Origin of the sequence: Cereibacter ovatus (assembly GCF_900207575.1) — a bacterium.
GTDB lineage: Bacteria > Pseudomonadota > Alphaproteobacteria > Rhodobacterales > Rhodobacteraceae > Cereibacter_A > Cereibacter_A ovatus.
On the sequence record NZ_OAOQ01000002.1, the window covers coordinates 364,083 to 388,306 of the forward strand.

Genomic DNA, 24,224 nt, shown 5'->3' on the forward strand with positions numbered 1-24,224 from the left:
CCGCCCCGGGCCGGCAAGCCCATGTCTTGGGTTCAGGTCTCGCGCAGGGCGCGGTTGAAATAATCGGTGAAAGGTTTCAGCAGGTAGGCCAGCGGCGTGCGCTCGCCCGTTCGGATGAAGGCTTCGACCGGCATGCCGGGCAGCAGGGTGCGGTCTTCGAGCTTTTGCAGCTCTCCTTCGTCCAGCACGATTTCGGCGCGGTAATAGGGGGCCTCGTTCTGCTGATCGGTCAGGGCGTCGGCCGACAGCACCGAGACATGCCCCATCAGTTCCGGCGTGGTGCGGCTGGAGAAGGCCGAGAACACGAGGCGGACCGGCTGGCCCACGGCGACCTCGTCGATGTGGATCGGCTGCACCTTGGCCGCGATGACCAGCGGGCGGTCCTGCGGGATCAGATACAGCACCGGATCGGCCGGGCGCACCACCGAGCGGGGGGTGGTCACCTGAAGCCCCAGCACCACGCCCGACACCGGCGCCCGCAGGTCAAGGCGCGCGATCTGTTCGGTCAGCGCGCTTTGGCGTTCGACCAGTTCCAGTTCACGATAGCCAAAGTCGCGCAACTGGGTGATGGCTTCCTCGCGCCGGGTCGAGCCGAGGCGGAGGATCTCGATATCCAGTTCGGTCACGCGGCCCTCGGCATTGGCGCGCGAGGCCGCCAGTTCGCCCAGTTCGCCGCGCAGGCGGGCCTCTTCGCGTTGCAGGCTGAGAACGCGGCTGGCCTGCGCCAGACCCTTGGACAGCAGACCTTCCTGATCGGTCAGTTCCTGTTCGATCAGCGTCAGTTGCGTGCCCAGCGCGTCGATCTGGGAATCCACGCCTTCGATCTGGCTGGCGATCTGTGCCTTGCGCTTTTCGGTCTGTTCGATCTGGCGGGCCAGAGTTTCGCGGCGGGCGTCGAACAGGCGTTGCTGGCCGTCCATCAGATCCGCCACCGCGGGGCGCTGCTGTGCGGCCGCAACCAGTTCGGGCATGAATTTCAGCCTGTCGGAATCGTCGCGTTCGGCTTCCAGCCGGGCGCGGCGCGCGATCAGTTCGTAAAGCTGGCCTTCGACGATGGCCAGTTCCGACCGCAGCGAGGTGCCGTCGAAGGTCAGCAGGATGTCGCCGGCCTTGACCGTGGCGCCTTCGGTGACCGCGATGCTTTCGACCACGCCGCCGTCGGGGTGTTGGACCACCTGACGGTTCTGTTCGACCTCGATCTGGCCCGAGACGACGATCGCCCCCGAGATCGAGGAGAAGATGCTCCAGGTGCCGAAGCCCCCGAGCAGGATGGCGAGGGTGGCAAAGCCCAGCAGCAGCGGCTTGCGGCTGGACCAGGGTGCGGGGCGGCTCATGTCACTCCTCCGGGGCCGGCGTTCTTGACGATTTCGGTGTGGTTCTTGACCATCTCGCGCAGCACCTGATCGCGCGGCCCGAAGGCGGTGCGCTGGCCGTGGTCCATCACCATCAACAGGTCGCATTCCTGAATGGCGGCGGGGCGGTGGGCCATGATGAAGATCGAGCCGCCCGCCTGTTTCATAGACCGGATGGCCGCGTTCAGTGCCTGAGACCCTTCGTTGTCGAGGTTCGAGTTCGGCTCGTCCAGCACCAGAAACACCGGGTTGCCATACATGGCGCGGGCAAGGCCGATGCGCTGGATCTGGCCGCCCGACAGCCGCCCGCCCATGGCCGACACACGGGTGTCATAGCCGTTGGGCAGCGCCACGATCATGTCATGCGCGGCGGCCTTGCGCGCGGCGGCCACCACCGCTTCGCCGTCGGGGGTGCCCTTCAGCCGGGCGATGTTCTCGGCGATGGTGCCTTCGAACAGGGTCACGCGCTGCGGCAGATAGCCGATATAGCTGCCCAGAACGTCCGGATCATACTGATCCAGCGCCGCCCCATCCAGCCGCACCTTGCCCGCGGCCGGGCGCCAGACCCCGATCAGTGCGCGCGCCAGCGTCGACTTGCCCGATCCCGACGGCCCGATCACGCCCAGCGCCTGACCCGGGTCCAGCCGGAAGGTGATGCCGCGCACCACCGCCACGTTTTCCCCGGGTGGGATCACGCTCAGGTTCAGCGCCTCGATCATCGCGCGGGGGCGGGGCAGGGCGGTGCGCGGAGGCTCGACCGGCTGGCGGCTCAGCAGTTCGGCCATGCGGCGCCAGCCTTCCTGCGCCCGCTGCACCAGCGACCACTGGCCGATGGCGGTTTCGATCGGAGACAGCGCGCGGCCCATCAGGATCGAGCCCGCGATCATCGCACCCGCGCTGAGTTCGCCCTGAAGCACCAGCCACGCCCCAAGGCCCAGCATGGCCGATTGCAGAAACAGCCGCAGCGTCTTGGTCAGCGTGCCGAAGGCGCCCGTCAGATCCGAGGCGGCAATGCTTGATTCCAGCGCCGCCCCGCGCGCCTTCTGCCAGCGGTCAAAGCCGTTGCCGGCCATGCCAAGCGCCTGCACCGCCTCGGCTTCGGATTTCAGGTTTTCCGCAAAGCGGTCGGCCTGAAGCGAGCCCGAGTTGGCGCGCTGCATCGGCACCTCGGCCATCTGCTTGTTCAGAAGCGTGACAAGGATCAGCGTCACGCCGCCGCCCACCGCCAGCCAGCCCATCCACGGGTGAAAGACGAAGATCGCGCCGATGAACAGCGGCGTCCACGGAATGTCGAACAGCGCCAGCAGCACCGGCGAGGACCAAAGCCGTTGCACCGATTCCAGATCGCGTTGGGCGGCCACCGCGGCGGGATCGTTCGGCGCCAGCGCAAGGCGGCGCATCGAGGCTTCGAACACGCGGCGGTCAAGCCGGTCCTGAAACCGCGCGCCCACCCGGGCCATCACCCGCGCGCGGGCGTGATCCAGAAAGCCCATGGCCACGAACAGGAACGTCACCAGCAGCGACAGCGCCAGAAGCGTCTCTTCGGACCGCGAGCCAAGGACGCGGTCATAGACCTGAAGCATGTAAAGCGGCCCGGTCAGCATCAGCAGGTTGACAAAGACGCTGAACAAAAAGGCGGCAGACAGCGCGCCCAGCGACAGGCGGCGCGCGGCACGCAGCTCGTCCAGCCCCTTGCGGATGTCGGGTCCGGTCATGGCATCCCCTTCGGTTTCCGGATGGTCGTGCCGGCCATCCTTTCGTTTCGTTCGCCGCCGCCCAAATGCGCGGCATTCTTCATATCATGGGCAAACGCGGCCATTCGCGCGTTGCCTGCAAGGCCCAAGGTGCGTATGCCTTGGGGCTTGTTCGCAAATGCGATTCCACTCTGCACGGTATCCTTCCGGAAAGGACCATGAGCGTGAAAAACCCACTGTTGACCCTTGGCGGCTGCCGAATCGCCACCCGATGCGTTCTTCTATCGCTTCTTGGGGCGTTCGTCTCGGCCTGTGCCGGGACAGCGGGGCCCTCGCAGGCGATCAACGATCCGGATGAGGCGCACAATCGCCAGATCCACGAGTTCAACAAGGGCGTCGACCGTGCGATCCTGCGCCCGGCCTCGCGCGCCTATTCGGTGCTGCCCGATCCGGTCGAGCGGGGGGTGTCGAACGTTGCCGGCAACCTGGATCTGCCGGGCGATGTGGTGAACAGCCTGCTTCAGGGCCGGCCCGTCGCGGCGCTGGAAAACACCGCCCGCTTTGCGGTGAACACCACCATCGGCATCGGCGGCCTGTTCGATCCGGCGCGGGCGATGGGGCTGGATGGCCGCCAGACCGACTTTGGCGAGACGTTGCATGTCTGGGGCGTGTCCGAGGGCGTTTATGGCGAGGTGCCGTTCCTTGGCCCCAAGACCGAGCGTGACCTTGTCGGCACCGTGGTCGATGTCGCGATGAACCCGGTAAGGATGATTCTGCCCACGCCCGAGCGGACCTATGCCACGGCGATCAAGGCCGGCTCAAAGCTTGGTGATCGCGCCCGCTATTCCGATACGATCGATTCCGTTCTATATGAAAGCGCGGACAGCTATGCACAGACACGGCTGACCCATCTTCAGAACCGGCGCTTTGCGCTTGGACAGAACGGCGGGGCGGACGATGCCTTCATCGATCCCTATGCTGCCGACCCCTACGAGGATTTCGATGCCCGATGACTTCCCTGCCCTCGCAAGGCCCGACCGTCGGGCCGTGACGCTGGGCCTGCTTGCCGCTGTTGCGGCAGGCATCCTGCCGCGGCCTGCGCTTGCCCTTGACCCGAGCGCCGCCCGTTCTCTGGTCGAACAGGCGGTGGCCGAGGTCAACCGCATCATCAACTCGGGCCGGCCCGAGCGGTCGATGTTTGCCGATTTCGAGCGGTTGTTCGCGCGCTATGCCGATGTTCCCGCCATCGCCCGCACCGCGCTGGGCGTGGCCGCCCGCCGCGCCTCGGCGGCCGAGATGCAGGCCTTCACCGCCGCCTATCAGGGCTATGTCAGCCGCAAATACGGCCGCCGCTTCCGCGAACTGATCGGCGGCCAGATCCGCGTGAACGAGACCCGTCCGATGAAAAGCGCGGTCGAGGTGGTCTCGACCGCCTTCCTGCGGGGCGAAGAGCCGTTCGAGGTGCGCTGGCATGTCTCGGACAAGTCGGGCCGCCCGGCGTTCTTCAACATCATCATCGAGGGCGTGAACATGCTTGCGTCCGAACGGGCCGAGATCGGCGCCATGCTGGACCGCGAACGCGGCTCGATCGCGGGCCTGACCGAAGCCTTGCGCCGCGCCGGCTGATCCGGCGCGTGTAAATCGTCGGTTCCGCTTTGGACCCACAGGAAAACGCCGCCCGCGAGGGCGGCGTTTTTCATGTGCGGGCGGCCCTGCGATCGGTGGCTTGCCGTGCAGGCAGCGGGGCAAGGTGCCGGATCTGGGCGCCGCTTTCAGCCGGCTTTGCCGCGGATATGGTGACATCCGGCAAGGCCGCAGATCCCGGTGCCGCGCGATGCCCGCGCCCTGTCCGGCTGTGCCACCCTGGGTCACCCGGCTACGGGCAACGGGGCAGGGTATGCACCCTTGCCTGCACGCCTCAGCGGTGGCGGCCCCCAAGCGGTATCGTCGCGACCTGCCGGCTCAGTTCCGGCCGCCGCCGAAGATGCCCAGCACGTCGCGCACGATCTGTTCGCCTGCGCTGGGCGGGCGCGGGGCGGCCATCCAGTCGCCGGTGTCCTGCGGCGGGCGCGGTGCGGCCTGCCAGTCGCCGGTGTCCTGCGGCACCGGCGCGGTGCGCACATCGGCCGCGGTCTTCGGCGGCTGGCGCGGCTCGGGGATGATCTTTGGCAGCGGGCGCGGCACCACACCTTCGTGAACCCGCAGCATCACCTCGCGCCAGATGTCGGCGGGCAGGCCGCCGCCCGTCACGCCCTTCAGGGGGGTGTTGTCGTCATAGCCCATCCAGACGCCGGCAACGTAATCGGCGGTAAAGCCCACGAACCACGCATCGCGCGCGGCCTGCGTGGTGCCGGTCTTGCCGGCGGCCTCGCGTCCCGGCAGGCGGGCGCGGGTGCCGGTGCCAGTGTTGATGACTTCGGTCATCATGTAGGTCAGAAGCTGCGCGGCCTTTTCCGAGATCACCCGCTCGCCGATGCCGCCCTCTTGCCCGATCAGCGGCTGGTCGTCACCCTGAAGCCGCAGTTCGACCAGGCCATAGGGCTTGACCGCCGAGCCGCCGTTCAGGATGCCGGCATAGGCGCCGGTCATTTCCAGCAGCGTCGCCTCGGACACGCCCAGCGCCAGTGCGGGGCCGGCGGCCAGGTTGTTCTGGATGCCGAATTCCGAAGCAACGGTGCGCACCTTGTCGCGTCCGACCGCCTCGGTCACGCGGACGGCGGGGATGTTCAGCGATTGCTTCAGCGCCGTCGTCAGCGTGACCAGACCGCGGAACTCGCGGTCATAGTTCGCGGGCGTCCATGGGCCGGACCCCTTCACCATCACCGTCAGCGGGCTGTCATCGACGAAATCCGACGGGCTGAAGCCCAGATCCAGCGCGGTGGCATAGATGAACGGCTTGAAGGCCGATCCGGTCTGGCGCAGCGCCTGCGTCGCGCGGTTGAACGATCCCGCGGCCTCAAGCTTGCGCCCGCCCACCATGGCGCGCACCGCACCATCCGCCGACATCACCACCACGGCGGCCTGCGCCTTGGACCCGGCGCTGACCTTGGTGGCAAACACATCGGCCAGCGCGCTTTCGGCGGCCTTTTGCAGGCTCTGGTCCAGCGTGGTGTGGATGATGACGTCTTCGGTGGTCTCTTTGGTCAGGAAGGCGGGGCCGGATTCCATCACCCAGTCGGCAAAGAACCCGCCGGATCGGCTTTGCGCCGCTTCCGACAGTTGCGCGGGGTTGCGGCGGGCGTGGTCGGCCTCGGCCCGGGTCAGGAAACCCTGTTCTTCCATCAGGCCGATGATGACGCGGGCCCGGTCGCGCGAGCGTTCGAGGTTCGCGGTCGGCGCGTAATAGGACGGCGCCTTCAGAAGCCCTGCCAGCATCGCGGCCTCGGCCGGGTTCACGTCATTGGCCGACTTGCCGAAATAGCGTTGCGCCGCCGCCTCGAAGCCGCGGGCACCGGCGCCCAGATAGGCGCGGTTGAAGTAGATCGTCAGGATTTCGGCCTTGGTGTATTTCGCCTCCATCGCGAAGGCGAAGGGCATTTCCTTGACCTTGCGCCAGATCCCGCCGCGGCGGCAGTCGGCTTCATAATCGGCTTCGGATTTCCACTGTTTGGGGTCGTAGGCCACGCCAAGGCACAGAAGTTTCGCCACCTGCTGCGTGATGGTCGAGCCGCCGTTGCCTTCCAGCGGCCCGCGCCCTTCGGCCAGGTTGATCCTGACCGCCGAGGCGATGCCGCGCGGGCTGATGCCGAAATGGGTGTAAAAGCGGCGGTCCTCGGTTGCGACCACCGCATTGCGCAGATGTTCCGACACCAGATCCGAGGTGATCATGCCGCCGAAAGTCTCGCCCCGCCAGGCGAAGACGCGGCCTTCGCGGTCCAGCATGGTGACCGACCCGCGGGCGCGGCCGTCCACCAGTTGCGACACCTCGGGCAGTTGCGAATAGAAGTAGTAGGACGACAGCCCCACCACCAGCCCGACCGCCAGCGCGATGCGCCAGCCGATGCCCCAGACGATCCCCCAGACCAGCCGCACCAGCCATGAGACCAGCGCCACCAGCGGGTTGCGTCGCTTGCGTCGCGGCGCGGCCGGCGGCCGGCGTGTGCCCGCCCCCTTGCCGCCTGATGGCTTCTTTGGCGCCGGCGCGCCATAGCGCCTGTCTGCCACCAGTGGCGGCGGCCGCCGCCCGTTCGACCCGCTCATCTCTGCCTTGCCTGCCTGATGTCCCGTGGACTTTTGCGCGACTCTACTCTCCGCCCGGCAGAATGTGGAGCGGCGGCGGGTTTAAATCATCTCCTCATGTCGCATTAAAATTGGGCATTAGTGCAAATCAGTGCAAAAAATGTGCAACTTTTCCCGCCGATGCGCCCTGCCTTGCCGCGCTTTTGTTGTCCGCCGCCTTCCAAACAAGCCTTCTGGCGGCATGAGGCCCGAACAAGGGGCCGAAGTGCAACAACAGGGGATCGTCGTGAAACTCATCATTGCAGCAATCAAGCCGTTCAAGCTCGAGGAGGTGCGCGAGGCGCTTACCACCATCGGCGTGCGTGGCATGATGGTGACCGAGATCAAGGGCTTCGGCTCACAGTCGGGACACACGGAAATCTATCGCGGGGCCGAATACGCCGTGAACTTCGTGCCGAAGGTCCGGCTTGAGATTGTGGTGCCCGACAGCCTTGCCGATCCGGTGGTCGAGACGATCCGCACCACCGCCAAGACCGACAAGATCGGCGACGGCAAGATCTTCGTGCTTGATGTCGAGCAGGCCGTCCGGGTGCGCACCGGCGAAATCAACGATGACGCGCTCTGACGCGGACGGGAGAGGGATAAGGAAAAAATGAGAAAACTTTCGCATTATCTGGGCCTGTCCGCGCTGGGCGCGGTTGCCGCCCTGCCGGCCTGGGCACAGGACGCCGCGACCGAGGCCGCGCAAGCCGTGACCGAGGCCGTCACCCCCGTCATGGACAAGGGCGATGTCGCCTGGATGCTGATGTCCACCGTGCTGGTGTTCTTCATGATCCTGCCGGGCATCGCGCTGTTTTACGGCGGCCTTGTGCGCGCCAAGAACATGCTGTCGGTGCTGATGCAGGTCACGCTGATCGCCTGCGTGGTGATGGTGATCTGGGTGATCTACGGCTATTCCTTTGCCTTCGGCGGCGGTGACAGCCCGTTCTGGGGCGGTCTGGGCAAGCTGTTCCTTGCCGGTGTGACCCCCGACAGCATGGCGGCCACCTTCTCGGACGAGTTCGTGATCCCGGAATATCTGTTCATCTGCTTCCAGATGACCTTTGCCGCGCTGACGCCGGCGCTGATCGTCGGCGGCTTTGCCGAGCGGATCAAGTTCTCGGCGGTGCTGATCTTCTCGGTGATCTGGGTCACCTTTGCCTATTTCCCGATCGCGCACATGGTCTGGGACGCGAACGGCCTGATCTTCAACTGGGGTGCGATCGACTTCGCGGGCGGCACGGTGGTCCATATCAACGCCGGTGTGGCGGCGCTGATCGGCGCGATCATGGTCGGCAAGCGCGTGGGCTTTGGCAAAGAGAACATGGCACCGCATTCGATGGTGATGACCATGATCGGCGCCTCGATGCTGTGGTTCGGCTGGTTCGGCTTCAACGTCGGTTCGAACCTTGAAGCCAATGGCGGCGCGACGCTGGCGATGATCAACACCTTCGTCGCCACCGCGGCCGCGGTCGTGGCCTGGTCGCTGATCGAGGCGCTGGCGCGCGGCAAGGCTTCGATGCTGGGTGCGGCTTCGGGCATGATCGCGGGCCTTGTGGCGGTGACGCCGGCCTGTGGCACCATCGGTCCGATGGGGGCGATCGTGCTGGGTGCGGTGGCGTCGGTCATCTGCTATGTGTTCGTGACCACGGTGAAAAACGCGCTGGGCTATGACGACAGCCTTGATGTGTTCGGCATCCATGGCATCGGCGGCATCATCGGCGCGGTCGGCACCGGCATCTTCTCGGCGGCAACGCTGGGCGGGGTCAACGGCGACGACTATTCCATCGTCGGCCAGACCATCGTCCAGATCCAGGCGATTGTCGTGACCATCATCTGGACGGCCATCGTCTCGGTCGTGGCGTTCAAGATCGCTGACCTGATCGTGGGCCTGCGGGTGGATACCGAAAGCGAGCGCATCGGTCTTGACCAGACCTCGCACGGCGAATCCGCCTATCACGCCTGAAGGTTTGTGCGGCGGGAAGACCTTGCCCGCCGCACCTGCCCGCAGGGAACAAAGACCGGCCCCGTCGATGCAGATCGGCGGGGCCTTTCGCTGCGCCCTGCGCCCTCGGGCCTTAGCGCAACCCGGTCGAGCCGAAGCCGCCCGTTCCGCGTTCGCTGTCTGACAGGTCATCGACCTCGACCGGCCGGCAGTGCCGGACATCCGCCACCACCGCCTGCGCGATGCGGTCGCCGTGACGGATGGTGAAGGGATCGGAGCCCAGATAGTAAAGCCCACACATCACCACGCCGCGGTAATCGCTGTCCACGGTGCCGGGGCTGTTCGGGATCAGGAAGCCATGCTTCAGCGCAAGGCCGGACCGGGGGCGGATCTGCATCTCGGTTCCCGGCGGCAGTTCCACCGAAAACCCGGTCGAGATGATCCGAAGCTGGCCATGTTCGAACGTCACCGGCCCGTCGGGCAGGAAGGCGCGCAGATCCATCCCCGCGGCGCCCGGGGTGGCATAGGCGGGCAGGGGCAGGTCGGTGTTTCCGTCGGCGCGTTTGAAGCGGATGTCTGTCGTCACGATGGCCTCTTGGTCTGATGGTGCCGTTCTGGGGGGGCTTCTGCCTGCGATCAGTCGCCCATTTGCCCGGCAACGGTGACGGCGGTGCCCCAGCCATCGCAGCGCCGGGCCAGATCCTCGGGCAGTGGCGTATCGGTGAACACCGCATCCAGCTCCTTCAAAGAGCCGATCCGCACCGGCGCCTTGCGCCCCAGTTTCGATCCGTCGGTGACAAGGAAGCGTTGCCGCGACTGGCGCAGGATCGCCTTCGACACCCGCACCTCGGCCAGATCGAAATCCAGCAGATCGCCGTCGGGGTCCAGCGCCGAGGTGCCGATCACCGCGAAATCCACCTTGAACTGTTCGATGAACTGGATCGTCAGATCCCCCACCAGCCCCCCGTCCGAGCGCCGAAGCTGCCCGCCCGCCACCATCACCTCGCAGGATGGATTGGCGACAAGGATGTTGGCCACATTCATGTTGTTCGTGACCACGGTGATGTTGCGATGGCCCAGAAGTTCGCGCGCCACCGCCTCGGTCGTGGTGCCGATGTTCAGGATCATCGAGGAATTGTCCGGGATCGCGCGGGCGCAGGCGCGGCCGATGGCGGCCTTGGCGGCCTCGTTCATGCGGCGGCGTTCCTCATAGCCGATGTTGCTGACGCCGGTGCGCAGCACCGCGCCGCCATGCACCCGATCCAGCAGGCCGGCATCGGCCAGCTCGGTCAGGTCGCGCCGGATGGTCTGAAGCGTCACCGCGAACCGTTCGGCCAGTTGTTCGACCACCACGCGGCCCTCGATCCGGGCGATGTCCAGGATCTCGGTCTGGCGGAAATTCAGCGCCATCGGTGTCATCCTTGCCATTTCAGATGCTGTTTGCCACGCCCGTTCGGCCGTGTCATGCCTTCGCGGCATATTTTCGGAACCGCCATGACCCCCGCAGCCCGCCTTTCCGCCGCCATCGGCATCCTTGACCGCATCCTTGCCGGCGCCCCGGCCGAACAGGCGCTGACCAACTGGGGCCGTGCCAGCCGCTATGCCGGATCGGGCGACCGGGCGGCGGTGCGCGATCTGGTGTTTGACGCGCTGCGCTGCCGGCGGTCTTTCGCGCGGCTGGGTGGGGCGGAAACGGGCCGCGGGCTGATCCTTGGCGGGCTGCGCGCGGCCGGGGCGGATGTGGGCGCGCTGTTTTGCGGCGAGGGCCATGCCCCCGCGCCGCCCGCGGGGCCGGAACTTGCGCCGCAGCCGCCATCCGCGCTTGAGTCGCTTGACTGCCCCGACTGGCTTGCCCCGCGGCTTCAGGGCAGTCTGGGCGCGGATTTTGCTGCGGTGATGCAGGCGCTGCGTCATCGGGCGCCGGTATTCCTGCGGGTGAACCTTGCGCGTGCCAGCGTGGCGGCGGCGATCGAAGCCCTTGCCGCCGAAGGGATCGTGGCGCGACCGCATCCCTTGGCCGCCACGGCGCTGGAAGTGACGGAAGGTGCGCGGAAAATCCACGGCTCGGCCGCCTATCGCGACGGTCTGGTCGAGTTGCAGGATGCGGCCTCGCAGGCGGTGGTTCAGGCGCTGCCGCTGGTCGCGGGCGCGCGGGTGCTGGATTATTGCGCGGGCGGGGGTGGCAAGACGCTGGCGATGGCCGGTGGTGCCGGGTTGACGCTGTTTGCCCATGACGCCGATCCGCGTCGGATGCGCGATCTGCCGGCGCGGGCCGAACGGGCCGGCGTCCGGGTGCGGCTGTTGTCCACAGCCGACACGCGGCGCGAGGCGCCCTTTGACCTTGTGCTGGCCGATGCGCCGTGCAGCGGTTCGGGAAGCTGGCGCCGCGCACCCGAGGGCAAATGGAGCCTGACGCCTGCACGTCTGGCGGCGCTGGTTGCCACGCAGGCCGCCATTCTCGATGAGACGGCGGCGCTGGTGCGGCTCGGGGGGCATCTTGGTTATGCCACCTGCTCGGTGTTGGACGAGGAAAACGACGACCAGATCCATGCCTTGCTGGCCCGCAGGCCGGGCTGGGAAAGGGTGTCGCGCCTGCGGTTGACGCCGCTTGACGGGGGGGATGGGTTCTTTCTGTCGCTGTTGCGACGAATTGGATGAACTTGACCCACTGTTTCCGGATCAGGATTAAGCACTGGTTAATGATTTGGGCGCCGAATTGTGCTGCGGACGAATCCGGTGCAGGGGGTGCGAGTGCACAGGCAGGCGGCAGAACTGATGGACGGGGGGGCAGGCTCCCGGCTCTGGCTGCTTCTCGCGGTGGCGGGCGGGGCGTTTGTGACGGCGCTGTTTGCTCCTGATCTGCATATGCAGCTTGGCGCGGCGATGGTGGCGCTGACATTCGGGGCGGTCGTGCTGATGTGGCGCGGCCTGATGGCATGGCATAGCCTGCGCGAGCGTGACCTTGACCACAGGCTGTCGCGTCTTGTGGGCGAGGATGCGGCGCCCTGCTTCACCACCGATGGCGTGGGCAAGATCGGATACCAGAACCGCACGGCGGCGGAACGCTTCGGCGACCGGGGGGGCGCCACGCTTGTCGCGGCGCTCAGCGATCATTTCGCCAGTCCTGCCTCGGTCCTGTTCCGGTTGCAGGCGCGTGCCGCCCAAAGCGGGGCCGCGCGCGAAGATGTGGTGACCCGGCGAGGCCACACCCGCCTGTCGGTGCATCGCGTCGACAAAGAGCGGTTCCTTTGGCGGCTGGAAGAGTTTCAGGATCGCAGCGCCGCGGGCGGGCGCGGGGCCGAGGCGCTGAGTCTGCCGATGCTGATCGCCAACAAGACCGGCGTCGTGTTGTTCGCGAACGAGGCGCTGCGGCGCCTGATCGGTCAGCGGCCAAAGCGGCTGGACCGCATCTTTACCGACCTCTCACCCCGCTCGGGCGAAGAGGTCGAGATCGCTTCGGCCGACGGCCCGGTGCGCGCGATTCTGGCCGAGGTCGAAGGGGTGGGCGAACGGCGCGAGATCTACCTGATGCCGGTGGCGCCCCGTTCGGACCACGCGGCCGAGGTCGCGGATTTCGAACACCTGCCGGTGGCGCTGCTGAAACTTTCCGGCGATGGCGGTCTGCGCTTGGCCAACCGCGCGGCGCGCGACCTTCTGCATCTGGACCCTGACGCGCGGCCGATGTTTTCCGACCTGTTCGAAGGGCTTGGTCGGTCGGTCACCGACTGGCTTGCCGATGTCGCAACCGAGCGGATGCCGGGCGGGGCTGAAGTGCTGCGTCTGCGCCGCTCGGAAGAAGACCTGTTCCTTCAGATCGCCCTTCGGCGGATCGTCGAGCAGGGGCGCCCGGCGGTGCTGGCGGTTCTCAACGATGCCACTGCGCTCAAGACGCTTGAGGCGCAGTTTGTCCAAAGCCAGAAAATGCAGGCCATTGGTCAGCTCGCAGGCGGGATTGCGCATGATTTCAACAATCTGCTGACCGCGATCTCGGGGCACTGCGATCTGCTGCTTTTGCGCCACGACCGCGAAGATCCCGAATTTGCCGATCTGGTGCAGATCCACCAGAACGCGAACCGGGCGGCAAGCCTTGTGGGTCAGCTTCTGGCCTTCTCGCGCAAGCAGACGCTGAAGCCGGAACGGATCGACCTGCAAGAGGCGCTGTCGGATCTGACCCATCTGCTGAACCGGCTTGTGGGCGAGAGGGTGACGCTGCGCCTGACCCATGCCGCCGAGCTTGGTCCGATCCGGGCGGACAAGCGGCAGCTTGAGCAGGTGCTGATGAACCTTGTGGTCAATGCCCGCGACGCGATGCCAGAGGGCGGCGTGATCGGGATCGAGACAGAGGCGCTGACCCTTCCCGAGGAATTGCGCCGTGATCGTGCAGTCGTTCCGCCCGGCGACTATGCCGTGATCCGGGTCCGCGACGGTGGCACGGGGATTCCGCCTGACCGGCTTCAGAAGATATTCGAGCCCTTCTTCACCACCAAGCGCCCGGGCGAGGGGACCGGCCTTGGCCTGTCCACGGTCTATGGAATCGTCAAACAGTCCGGCGGGTTCATTTTCGTCGACAGTGAGCCCGGTGAGGGCAGCGTGTTCCATCTGTATTTCCCGATCCACGGCGATCCACTGCCAGCCGAGGCCTGCCCGGTTGCCGTCCCCGCTCCGGTCTCGCTGCGCCGGGGTGAAGGGGTGGTGCTGCTGGTCGAGGATGAAGCGCCGGTCCGGGCTTTTGCCTCGCGTGCGCTGCGGATGCGGGGCTACACCGTCATCGAAGCGGAAAACGCCGAAGAGGCGTTGAAAGCATTGGACGATCCTGCGCTTGAGGTGGATGTGTTCGTGACGGATGTGGTCATGCCGGGCATGGATGGCCCCACCTGGGTTCGCCATGCGCTCAAGGAGCGGCCGAACGTGCGTGTTATTTTTGTTTCGGGCTACGCCGAGGAATGTCTTGCGGAATCGCAGGCCCGCATTCCCAATTCGGTCTTCCTGCCCAAGCCGTTCTCGCTCAACGATCTGACGGCAACGGTGCAAGGGCAGGTTTGCTGATGAATATCCCGTCGGGCGTTTGAAGGGGCGGTGGCTGCCGCCAACGCCACCGCCAGCGCGGCCTAGGCCCGCGCTGGCCAGTATGGATGCATGTGACACAGCACACTGTCGCACCTGCCAAGGAACGTTCAGGTGCCGGCAGCCCGTCACCCCAGCGATTCGTAAAGCGCGAAATCTTTTTCCAGCACCTGCCGCAGTAGCGCCTCTGACTCGTCAGACAGATCGAGCGAGGCCGAGGGCGAGACATTCAGCCGGGGCAGGATGATCTCGCACCCCAGCCGCTCTTCCAGAAAGTCGATGAACCCGCCGATGTCTTCGTAACGGAAGATCCGGTCCACACCCTTGCCGCTCTTTGCGTCCAGAAACCGTGCCTGCGAGCCGACGGCCGCAAAGTCCGGTTGCGGGTCGCTGGCATAAGCCCGGACGAAATCGTCGAAGCCGAGATCGGCAGTGCTTCTCGCCTGATCGAGGATATCTTCGCGCTGACGATAGCGAAACCAGCTGCCAAGCCAGGCGCGCGGCTCGCGCATCAGTGCGACAAGGGTGAACTCCTCACCCGCGGCGGCCTCGAGATAGGGGCCGATGAAGCGCCGGTAGCGTTGGGCGGTGGTATGCTTCAGGTTGGGCGGGCGCTGGATCGACACCGTGGCGAGCGATTCGAGGGCCGCCTCGATGGCGGTCGTCCCCGTTTTGGGCGTGGCCAGAAACGCCAGCCGTTGTTCCCAGAATACGAGCATTCTGTCCCTTTTTGCAGCCGGGCCTCTCTCGTGCCCTATCGTTGTAAACTAGCCCTTAACCGTTTTTGCCGGAAGCTGCATCCATCGGAGAATCCGGTTGCCATGTTCGCCATTGGGTCGCATATTGACGAACATAAGGCGAACATCGCAACAGATTGCTGGCCCGGCGCGGCTGTGGGATAAGGAACCCGACATGGGAACGGCGAACCTGCTCGACTTGAACGAAAGGCGCGAGATGGACAAGGCGAAGGCGCTGGAAAGCGCACTGGCACAGATCGAACGGCAGTTCGGCAAGGGCTCGATCATGAAGCTGGGCGCGAACAGCCCGGTGATGGAGATCGAGGCGACCTCGACCGGCTCGCTCGGCCTCGATATCGCGCTGGGGATCGGCGGTCTGCCCAAAGGGCGGATCATCGAGATCTACGGGCCGGAAAGTTCGGGGAAGACCACCCTGACGCTGCATGTGGTGGCCGAGGAACAGAAAAAGGGCGGGGTCTGCGCCTTTGTCGATGCCGAACATGCGCTGGATCCGCAATATGCCAAGAAACTTGGCGTCAACCTTGACGAATTGCTGATCTCGCAGCCTGACACCGGCGAACAGGCGCTGGAGATCGTGGATACGCTGGTGCGCTCGGGCGCGGTCAGCCTGATCGTGGTGGATTCGGTGGCGGCGCTGACGCCGAAATCCGAGATCGAGGGCGACATGGGCGACATGCAGATGGGCTCTCAGGCCCGTCTGATGAGCCAGGCGATGCGCAAGCTGACCGCCAGCATCGGCCGGTCGAACTGCATGGTGATCTTCATCAATCAGATCCGCATGAAGATCGGCGTGATGTTCGGCAACCCCGAAACCACCACCGGCGGCAACGCGCTGAAGTTTTACGCCAGCGTCCGCCTGGACATCCGCCGCACCGGCGCGATCAAGGACCGTGACAACGTGATCGGCAACACCACCAAGGTGAAGGTGGTGAAGAACAAGGTGGCGCCCCCGTTCCGCGAGGTCGAATTCGACATCATGTATGGCGAGGGCATCTCGAAAACCGGCGAACTGGTCGATCTGGGCGTGAAGGCCGGTGTCGTCGAGAAGTCGGGGTCGTGGTATTCCTATGGCGACGAGCGCATCGGTCAGGGGCGCGAGAATGCCAAGGCTTTCCTGCGCTCGAACCCTTCGGTTGCCCATGACATCGAGGACAAGATCCGCGCCTCGCACGGGCTTGATTTCTCGACCGGAGAGTCCGGCAAGGACGACGATCTGGTGGACATGTGACGCGGCCCCGCGTCGAGGTGGACAGCCTCGGCGCGGGGGGCTAAACGGGTCGGCGAAGCTCAGATCCGCCTGACAGGGGCCCTCTCATGCCGTCGTTGAACGATATCCGCTCTACCTTCCTCGACTATTTCCGACGCAATGGCCACCGGGTGGTCGAGTCGAGCCCGCTTGTTCCGCGCAACGACCCGACGCTGATGTTCACCAACTCGGGGATGGTGCAGTTCAAGAACTGCTTCACCGGGTTGGAGCGTCGCGACTACACCCGCGCGACCACGGCGCAGAAATGCGTGCGTGCGGGCGGTAAGCACAACGACCTGGACAACGTCGGCTACACCGCGCGGCACCATACCTTCTTTGAAATGCTGGGGAACTTTTCCTTTGGCGACTATTTCAAATCCGATGCGATCCCCTTTGCATGGGAACTTCTGACCAAGGATTTCGACATCCCGAAGGATCGGCTTCTGGTCACGGTCTATCACACCGATGACGAGGCGGCGGCGATCTGGAAGAAGGTGGCGGGCCTGCCTGATGATCGCATCATCCGCATTCCCACCAACGACAACTTCTGGATGATGGGTCCGACCGGCCCCTGCGGCCCCTGCACCGAGATCTTCTTTGATCATGGCCCCGGCATCTGGGGCGGCCCGCCCGGGTCCGCCGATGAAGACGGCGATCGCTTCATCGAGATCTGGAACCTTGTGTTCATGCAGAACGAGCAGCATCCCGACGGCTCGATGACGCCCTTGCCGATGCAGTCGATCGACACCGGCATGGGGCTGGAACGGATCGGCGCCCTGCTGCAAGGCAAGCACGACAACTATGACACCGATCTGATGCGCAGCCTGATCGAGGCGTCGGCCAATGCGACCTCGTCGGACCCGGATGGTCCGGGCAAGACCCACCACCGGGTGATTGGGGATCACCTGCGCTCGACCAGTTTCCTGATTGCCGATGGGGTGATGCCGTCGAACGAGGGCCGCGGCTATGTGTTGCGCCGGATCATGCGGCGCGCGATGCGCCACGCGCATCTTCTGGGTGCGCAGGATCCGGTGATGCACCGGCTGGTGCCGGCGCTGGTGCGCCAGATGGGCGCGGCCTATCCCGAACTGGTGCGCGGTCAGGCGCTGATCGAGGAAACACTGAAGCTTGAGGAAACCCGCTTCCGTCAGACGCTTGACCGTGGTCTGCGGCTGCTTGAGGATGAGTTGGGCCACCTGCCCGAGGGCGCGGCGCTGCCGGGCGAGGCGGCGTTCAAACTCTATGACACCTATGGGTTCCCGCTGGATCTGACGCAGGATGCGCTGCGCGAGAAGGGCCGCAAGGTCGATACCGACGGGTTCGAAGCCGCGATGGCCGAGCAGAAGGCCAAGGCGCGGGCCAGCTGGGCAGGCTCGGGCGAAACCAAGGATGCCGCGATCTGGTTCGATCTGGCCGAAAAGCACGGCGCGACCGAGTTTCTGGGCTATGACACCGAAACCGCCGAAGGGCAGGTTGTGGCCCTTGTCGCGGGCGGCGCGGCGCAGGCGGTGGCCACTTCCGGCCAGTCGGTGCAGATCGTTCTGAACCAGACGCCGTTCTATGCGGAATCGGGCGGTCAGGTGGGCGACATGGGCGACTTGTCCACCGATTCGGGGCGGGCGCGCATCACCGATGTGAAGAAGTCCCAGGGTCTGTTCCTGCATTTCGCCGAGGTGACCGAGGGTGAGATCCGGCAGGGGCAGGGCGCTCAGTTGGCTGTCGATCACGCGCGGCGGTCTGCGATCCGGGCCAATCACTCGGCCACCCACCTTCTGCACGAAGCATTGCGCCGTGCGCTGGGGGATCATGTGGCCCAGCGCGGAAGCCTGAACGCGCCGGATCGTCTGCGTTTCGACTTCAGCCACTCCAAGGCCCTGTCGGCCGAGGAGCTGGCCACGGTCGAGGCCGAGGTCAACAGCTTCATCCGGTCCAACGGCCCGGTCGAGACGCGGATCATGACGCCCGACGATGCCCGTGCGCTGGGCGCGCAGGCGCTGTTCGGCGAGAAATATGGCGACGAGGTCCGCGTGGTTTCGATGGGGGCGCTGGACGGGTCCGGCAAGGGCGCCGACGGGCGGACCTATTCGCTGGAACTGTGCGGGGGCACCCATGTTGCGCGGCTGGGCGACATCGGACTGTGCGTGATTCTGGGCGATTCGGCATCCTCGGCCGGCGTTCGCCGGATCGAGGCGCTGACCGGCGAAGGCGCGCTTGCCTACCTGAACGAGCAGATGAAGCGGCTGGCCGAGGTCGCCGCCGCGCTGAAAGCCGCCCCGGCCGAGCTGGTGGACCGGGTGAAGGCGCTGGTCGACGAACGCCGCGCCTTGCAGAATGAGGTCGCGCAGTTGCGGCGCGAGGCTGCGATGGGCGGCGGTGCCGGGGCCGAGGCGAAAGAGATCGCCGGCGTGAAGTTCCTGGCGCAGATCGTTCAGGGCGTTCCTGGCAAGGACATGCCGGGCCTGATCGACGAGATGAAGGCGCGGGTGGGCTCGGGCGCGGTGCTGCTGATTTCCGACACCGGGGGCAAGGCGGCGCTGGCGGCGGGTGTCACGGCGGATCTGACCGACCGGCTGTCGGCGGTGGCGCTGGTCAAGGCCGCGGCCGAGGCCCTGGGCGGGCGCGGCGGCGGCGGGCGGCCGGACATGGCCCAGGCAGGCGCGGCCGATGCCTCGCAGGCGGAACAGGCCATTAAAGCGGCCGAATCCGTGATCGGGGGCTGAGATGGCGACCGCACTCTGGATTGCGAATGTCGAAGTGACCGACCCCGAAGCCTATGGCCTTTATGCGAGGGGCGCGGGGCCGGCGATTGCCGCGCATGGCGGGGTGTTCCTTGCCCGTGGCGGCCGTTTTGTCCAGTTGGAAGGGCGCGAGCGGTCGCGCAATGTCGTGGCGCGGTTCCCTTCGGTCGAGGCGGCGGTGGCCTGCTACCACTCGGCCGAATATCAGGCGGCGCTGGATCACGCGCGGGGGGCTTCGGTCCGCGATCTGGTGGTGGTCGAGGAAGTCGAGTAACCGCGCGGCGTTTCGCCGGTGCGACGGATTTGCGACGAAATCGTGATGCGGCGTTGCGGCGGCCCTGCTAGGATGACTGCAAAGCAAGACGCCGGAGCAGTCATGAAGGTGCCGCCGTTCCGTCGCGCCCCCGGGGCGCTGTAGATCATGTGCCGTTGGGCCGCCTATATCGGGGCGCCGATCTTCCTTGAGGAGATCGTCAGCCGCCCCGGCCATTCCCTGATCCATCAAAGCCATTGCGCCACCGAATGCCGGACCGCGATCAACGCGGACGGCTTCGGCCTCGCCTGGTATGGCGAGCGGCCAGAGCCCGGGCTTTACCGCGACGTCTTTCCCGCGTGGAGCGATCCGAACCTGCGCAGTCTGACGGCGCAGGTGAAATCGGGGCTGTTTCTGGCCCATGTCCGCGCTTCGACCGGAACAGCCACCAGCCGCAACAACTGCCATCCCTTTGTGGTCGGACGCTGGGCCTTCATGCACAACGGTCAGGTGGGGGGCTATGACGCGCTGCGGCGCGATGCCGACATGCTGATCCCGGATGCGCTTTACGGCCACCGCAAGGGCGCGACAGACAGCGAGGCGCTGTTCCTTGTCGCACTGGCCGAAGGGTTGGAGACCGACCCCAAGGGCGCGCTGGAACGCAGCGTGCGCCGGTTCGAGGCGCTTGCCCGCGACAAGGGCGGCGCGCCGCATCTGCGGCTGACCGCGGCCTTTTCCGATGGCCAGCGGCTATACGCGGTGCGCTATGCCAGCGACGATCAGGCGCCGACGCTGTATCACCGCTGGAGTCTGCGGCGCGGCGGCCGCGCCGTGGTGTCAGAACCGTTGGAGCAGGACGAAGGCGACTGGCTGGAAGTCGCGCCCGGGTCGTTCTGCGTCTTCGAGGACGAGTCGGTCCGGATCGAACCCTTTGCTCCGCTGGGATACGCAGCGGCGGCCTGACGCCACCTGCGACCGTGACCGGGCTTTCGGAACGGCCTTGGCCTGCTATGAAAAGGGCGCCGGCCGGGATGGCGGGCGCCCTTGTGATCGGTGTTACTCGGCGGCGCGGGCCGCGCGCTTGCGTTCGTGCGGGTCAAGGTGCCGCTTGCGCATCCGCACGATCTTGGGCGTCACTTCCACCAACTCGTCGTCGTCGATATAGGCGATGGCCTGTTCCAGCGACAGCCGCACCGGGGGCGTCAGGCGAACCGCCTCGTCCGTGCCCGAAGCGCGGACGTTGGTCAGCTTCTTGCCCTTCAGCGGGTTCACTTCCAGATCGTTCTCGCGGCTGTGCTCGCCGATGATCATGCCTTCATAGACGGCTTCCTGCGCGCCGATGAACAGATGGCCGCGTTCTTCCAGATTCCACAGGGCGTAAGGCACCGAACTGCCGTTCTCCATCGAGATCAGCACGCCGACGCGGCGGCCCTCGATCGGGCCCTTGTGCGGCGCCCATTCGTGGAACACCCGGTTCAGCACGCCCGTGCCGCGGGTGTCGGTCAGGAACTGCCCGTGATAGCCGATCAGCCCGCGCGACGGCACATGCGCGATGATCCGGGTCTTGCCGGCGCCGGCGGGCTTCATCTCGACCAGATCGCCCTTGCGCGGGCCGGTCAGCTTTTCGATCACGGCGCCGGTGTATTCGTCGTCGACGTCGATGGTGACTTCTTCGATCGGTTCCAGCCGCTGGCCGTTTTCTTCACGGAACAGCACGCGCGGGCGCGAGATCGACAGCTCGAACCCTTCGCGGCGCATGTTCTCGATCAGAACGCCCATCTGCAATTCGCCGCGGCCGGCGACTTCGAAGGCCTCGCCGCCGGGGGTGTCGGTGACCTTGATCGCCACGTTGATCTCGGCCTCTTTCATCAGCCGTTCGCGGATGACGCGGGACTGCACCTTGTTGCCGTCCTTGCCGGCGAGGGGCGAATCATTGATGCCGAAGGTGACCGAGATCGTCGGCGGATCGATCGGCTGCGCCGGCAGCGGCACGTCGATTTCGGGCGCGCAAAGCGTGTCGGCCACGGTGGCCTTGGACATGCCGGCAAGCGTGACGATGTCGCCGGGTTCGCCCAGTTCGATCTGGCTTTGCGACAGGCCGCGGAAGGCCAGCACTTTCGAGACGCGGAACTGTTCCAGCCGTTCGCCGGTGCGCGACAGCGCCTTCAGCGTGTCGCCGGCCTTGACGGTGCCGGATTCGATCCGGCCGGTCAGGATGCGGCCGATGAACGGATCGGCCGACAGCGTGGTGGCCAGCATCCGGAACGGCTCGTCCCGGTGGGCAAGCTGGCGCGGTTCGGGGACATGGCGCAGCACCAGTTCGTAAAGCGCCGACAGATCCTTGCGCGGACCGTCGAGTTGTTCATCCGCCCAGCCCGAACGGCCCGAGGCGTAAAGAACAGGGAAATCAAGCTGATCGTCATCGGCGCCAAGGTTGGCGAACAGGTCGAACACCTCGTTCAGGGCGCGGTCGGGTTCGGCGTCGGGCTTGTCGACCTTGTTCAGCACCACGATGGGCCGCAGCCCCAGCGCCAGCGCCTTCGAGGTGACGAACTTGGTCTGCGGCATCGGGCCTTCGGCGGCATCGACCAGCAGCACCACGCCATCGACCATGTTCAGGATCCGCTCGACCTCGCCGCCGAAATCGGCGTGACCGGGGGTGTCGACGATGTTGATGCGCTTGCCCCCCCATTCCAGCGAGGTGCATTTGGCAAGGATGGTGATCCCGCGCTCGCGTTCGATGTCGTTCGAATCCATGGCGCGTTCGGCCACGGCCTGATTGTCGCGGAAGGCGCCGGACTGCTTGAGAAGCTCGTCCACCAGGGTCGTCTTGCCATGGTCGACGTGCGCGATAATGGCGATGTTGCGAAGCTCCATCGGGGGACACTTTCGGTTGTGTTCAGGGGTTGTCGCGGCGTTACATCAGCCGGCGCCGAAAAGCCAGAGGCTTTCGGCGTCAGGTGGCGATGTAGCGGTCGCGGCGGTGGTTGATCGCGATCACCAGGTTGACGACCAGCGCACCAAGGAAGGACCAGGCGACCAGCGGCCAGTCAAGCAGTGTCAGCGCCACGGCAAACAGCGCCGCGTCGAAGGCCAGTTGCGTCCAGCCGGCGCGAAAGCCGGTGCGGTCCTGGATCAGCAGCGCGAGGATGCCGATGCCGCCAAGGCTGGCGCCATGGCGAAACAGCGACAGCAGCGCCGAGCCCGAGACCATGCCGAACAGCACCGCCCCGAAGCCGGGGTGCAGCGTGTCGAAGCGGACCCACTGCGGCATGAGGTGCACCAGCGCCGACATCAGGCCCACGGCCAGAAAGGTCTTGAGCGTGAAGGCCAGCCCCATGCGGCGGTAGCCGATCAGGTAGAACGGGATGTTGATGAGGAAGAACACCGCGCCGAAGCCCCAGCCGGTGGCATAGGAGATCAGCACCGCCAGTCCCGCGGTCTGGCCGGTAACAAGGCCGAGATGGGTCAGGATGGTGATGCCGAAGGCAGCCATGGTGACGCCGAAGGCAAGTGCCTGCGCGTCTTCGAGGGGGCTGTGGGCGGTGGTGGTCTCGGTCATTCCGGGGGGGCCTTGGGGACGCGTCCGGGGCGCTGCCCCGGACCCCGGGATATTTGGGCCAGAATGAAAGGGCAAGGGGTCGGGGTGGGGGGGGGGGGGGCGGTTGCCCCGCCGCGCCCTGCCGGGTCAGGCGCCCAGTGCGCGGTCGAGATATTCGTCGACCTTTTCCAGATAGCCCATCGTGGTCAGCCATTTCTGGTTCGGGCCGACGAGAAGGGCGAGGTCTTTGGTCATGTGGCCGTCCTCGACGGTCTGGACGGTCACGCGTTCCAGCGTTTCGGCGAAGCGCATCAGGTCGGCGTTGTTGTCGAGTTTGGCGCGGTGCTTGAGGCCGCCGGTCCAGGCGAAGATCGAGGCGATCGAGTTGGTCGAGGTTTCCTTGCCGGCCTGGTGTTGGCGGTAGTGGCGGGTGACGGTGCCGTGGGCGGCTTCGGCCTCGACGGTCTGGCCATCGGGGGTCATCAGCACTGAGGTCATCAGGCCGAGCGATCCGAAGCCCTGGGCCACGGTGTCGGACTGCACGTCGCCGTCGTAGTTCTTGCAGGCCCAGACATAGCCGCCCGACCATTTCAGCGCCGAGGCCACCATGTCGTCGATCAGGCGGTGTTCGTAGTGGATGCCCTTGGCCTTGAATTTCTCTTCGAATTCTTCTTCGTAGACCTTCTGGAACAGATCCTTGAAGCGGCCGTCATAGGCTTTGAGGATGGTGTTCTTGGTCGAGAGATAGACCGGCCAGCCGAGGTTCAGGCCGTAGTTCATCGAGGCCCGCGCGAAGTCGAGGATCGATTCGTCGAGGTTGTACATCGCCATGGTCACGCCGGCGCCGGGGGCGTCGAACACGTCGCGTTCGATCACGGTGCCGTCCTCGCCCACGAATTTCAGCGTGAGTTTGCCCTTGCCGGGGAAGCGGAAGTCGGTGGCGCGATACTGGTCGCCGAAGGCGTGGCGGCCGACGACGATGGGCTGGGTCCAGCCGGGGACAAGGCGGGGGACGTTCTTGCAGATGATCGGCTGGCGGAAGATCACGCCGCCGAGGATGTTGCGGATGGTGCCGTTGGGCGATTTCCACATCTGTTTCAGGCCGAATTCCTCGACCCGGGCCTCATCGGGGGTGATGGTCGCGCATTTCACGCCGACGCCGTATTTCTTGATCGCATGGGCGGCGTCGATGGTGATCTGGTCCTGGGTCCGGTCGCGTTCCTCGATGCCGAGGTCGTAGTAGTGCAGGTCGATGTCGAGGTAGGGCAGGATCAGCTTCTGTTTGATGAAGTCCCAGATGATGCGGGTCATCTCGTCGCCGTCGAGTTCGACGACGGGGTTCGCTACCTTGATCTTCGACATGGGAGTCTCCGGGTTTGGATTGGTCTGGGATCGGATAGCCGAAAAACCACGCC

Annotated in this window: 19 protein-coding genes; 10 read left to right on the forward strand and 9 right to left on the reverse strand. The window is 65.9% G+C overall.

The annotated features are described in order from the left end of the window. Window positions 1–32: 32 nt before the first annotated feature. Window positions 33–1,334, reverse strand: coding sequence for an HlyD family type I secretion periplasmic adaptor subunit (locus CRO07_RS04045; protein ID WP_097029395.1), 1,302 nt, complete (start codon window positions 1,332–1,334; stop codon window positions 33–35). Then, window positions 1,331–3,067 carry a type I secretion system permease/ATPase gene (locus CRO07_RS04050; RefSeq protein ID WP_097029396.1) on the reverse strand — a complete coding sequence of 579 codons (1,737 nt, stop codon included), beginning with the start codon at window positions 3,065–3,067 and terminating at the stop codon, window positions 1,331–1,333. Before CRO07_RS04050 ends, CRO07_RS04045 begins: the two co-directional genes overlap by 4 nt. A 197-nt stretch (window positions 3,068–3,264) precedes the next feature. On the opposite strand from CRO07_RS04050, the gene CRO07_RS04055 reads away from it, so the two are divergent. Both CRO07_RS04055 and CRO07_RS04060 read left to right on the forward strand, forming a co-directional pair. Next, entirely contained in the window at window positions 3,265–4,059 is a 795-nt protein-coding gene (locus CRO07_RS04055) for an MlaA family lipoprotein (RefSeq protein ID WP_097029397.1), read from the forward strand. Beyond that, window positions 4,049–4,672: an MlaC/ttg2D family ABC transporter substrate-binding protein gene (locus tag CRO07_RS04060; protein WP_097029398.1), complete on the forward strand. Its 624-nt coding sequence runs from the start codon at window positions 4,049–4,051 to the stop codon at window positions 4,670–4,672. The genes CRO07_RS04055 and CRO07_RS04060 overlap by 11 nt, the downstream gene beginning before the upstream one ends. A gap of 336 nt (window positions 4,673–5,008) precedes the next feature. Here CRO07_RS04060 and CRO07_RS04065 read toward each other — a convergent pair whose 3' ends face one another. After that, entirely contained in the window at window positions 5,009–7,246 is a 2,238-nt protein-coding gene (locus CRO07_RS04065; protein WP_176504480.1) for a transglycosylase domain-containing protein, read from the reverse strand. Window positions 7,247–7,511: 265 nt separating this feature from the next. Here CRO07_RS04065 and CRO07_RS04070 point away from each other — a divergent pair, with 265 nt between their 5' ends. Both CRO07_RS04070 and CRO07_RS04075 read left to right on the forward strand, forming a co-directional pair. Then, complete coding sequence (locus CRO07_RS04070; protein ID WP_097029483.1) at window positions 7,512–7,850, forward strand: P-II family nitrogen regulator; 339 nt, start codon at window positions 7,512–7,514, stop codon at window positions 7,848–7,850. Between the two features lie 27 nt (window positions 7,851–7,877). Further along, window positions 7,878–9,230, forward strand: coding sequence for an ammonium transporter (locus CRO07_RS04075; RefSeq protein ID WP_097029399.1), 1,353 nt, complete (start codon window positions 7,878–7,880; stop codon window positions 9,228–9,230). 112 nt (window positions 9,231–9,342) lie between these two features. Here the strand turns inward: CRO07_RS04075 and dut are convergent, their stop codons facing one another. After that, window positions 9,343–9,795, reverse strand: coding sequence for a dUTP diphosphatase (dut, locus tag CRO07_RS04080; RefSeq protein WP_097029400.1), 453 nt, complete (start codon window positions 9,793–9,795; stop codon window positions 9,343–9,345). 50 nt (window positions 9,796–9,845) lie between these two features. Further along, complete coding sequence (locus CRO07_RS04085; protein WP_097029401.1) at window positions 9,846–10,619, reverse strand: DeoR/GlpR family DNA-binding transcription regulator; 774 nt, start codon at window positions 10,617–10,619, stop codon at window positions 9,846–9,848. Between the two features lie 84 nt (window positions 10,620–10,703). Here CRO07_RS04085 and CRO07_RS04090 point away from each other — a divergent pair, with 84 nt between their 5' ends. Together CRO07_RS04090 and CRO07_RS04095 are read left to right on the forward strand one after the other, a co-directional pair. Then, on the forward strand, window positions 10,704–11,867 hold the full coding sequence (locus tag CRO07_RS04090) for an RsmB/NOP family class I SAM-dependent RNA methyltransferase (RefSeq protein ID WP_097029484.1): 1,164 nt from the start codon (window positions 10,704–10,706) through the stop codon (window positions 11,865–11,867). Between the two features lie 117 nt (window positions 11,868–11,984). Next, a complete protein-coding gene (locus CRO07_RS04095; RefSeq protein ID WP_176504486.1) occupies window positions 11,985–14,255 on the forward strand; it encodes a hybrid sensor histidine kinase/response regulator in 2,271 nt (756 codons plus the stop codon). 146 nt (window positions 14,256–14,401) lie between these two features. Here the strand turns inward: CRO07_RS04095 and CRO07_RS04100 are convergent, their stop codons facing one another. Further along, window positions 14,402–14,992 (reverse strand): hypothetical protein, encoded by a 591-nt coding sequence (locus CRO07_RS04100; protein ID WP_097029402.1) that lies wholly within the window; start codon window positions 14,990–14,992, stop codon window positions 14,402–14,404. A 193-nt stretch (window positions 14,993–15,185) separates the two neighbouring features. Between CRO07_RS04100 and recA the strand changes: the two genes are divergently transcribed. The 4 genes from recA (at window position 15,186) to CRO07_RS04120 (ending at window position 20,231) form a co-directional block, all read left to right on the forward strand. After that, window positions 15,186–16,259, forward strand: a complete 1,074-nt coding sequence (gene recA, locus CRO07_RS04105; RefSeq protein WP_097029403.1) for a recombinase RecA — start codon at window positions 15,186–15,188, stop codon at window positions 16,257–16,259. Window positions 16,260–16,345: 86 nt separating this feature from the next. After that, window positions 16,346–18,997, forward strand: coding sequence for an alanine--tRNA ligase (gene alaS / locus CRO07_RS04110; RefSeq protein WP_097029404.1), 2,652 nt, complete (start codon window positions 16,346–16,348; stop codon window positions 18,995–18,997). Window position 18,998: 1 nt separating this feature from the next. Further along, the gene (locus CRO07_RS04115) at window positions 18,999–19,289 is read left to right on the forward strand and encodes a DUF1330 domain-containing protein (RefSeq protein ID WP_097029405.1); all 291 of its coding nucleotides are present in this window, start codon (window positions 18,999–19,001) and stop codon (window positions 19,287–19,289) included. A 147-nt stretch (window positions 19,290–19,436) separates the two neighbouring features. Next, window positions 19,437–20,231 carry a class II glutamine amidotransferase gene (locus CRO07_RS04120; protein WP_097029406.1) on the forward strand — a complete coding sequence of 265 codons (795 nt, stop codon included), beginning with the start codon at window positions 19,437–19,439 and terminating at the stop codon, window positions 20,229–20,231. A gap of 93 nt (window positions 20,232–20,324) precedes the next feature. Here the strand turns inward: CRO07_RS04120 and typA are convergent, their stop codons facing one another. The 3 genes from typA to CRO07_RS04135 form a co-directional block, all read right to left on the reverse strand. Next, window positions 20,325–22,145 (reverse strand): translational GTPase TypA, encoded by a 1,821-nt coding sequence (typA, locus tag CRO07_RS04125; protein WP_097029407.1) that lies wholly within the window; start codon window positions 22,143–22,145, stop codon window positions 20,325–20,327. A 79-nt stretch (window positions 22,146–22,224) separates the two neighbouring features. Then, window positions 22,225–22,830: a YitT family protein gene (locus CRO07_RS04130; RefSeq protein ID WP_097029408.1), complete on the reverse strand. Its 606-nt coding sequence runs from the start codon at window positions 22,828–22,830 to the stop codon at window positions 22,225–22,227. A gap of 126 nt (window positions 22,831–22,956) precedes the next feature. Next, complete coding sequence (locus tag CRO07_RS04135) at window positions 22,957–24,171, reverse strand: NADP-dependent isocitrate dehydrogenase (protein WP_097029409.1); 1,215 nt, start codon at window positions 24,169–24,171, stop codon at window positions 22,957–22,959. Between the last annotated feature and the right edge of the window lie 53 nt (window positions 24,172–24,224).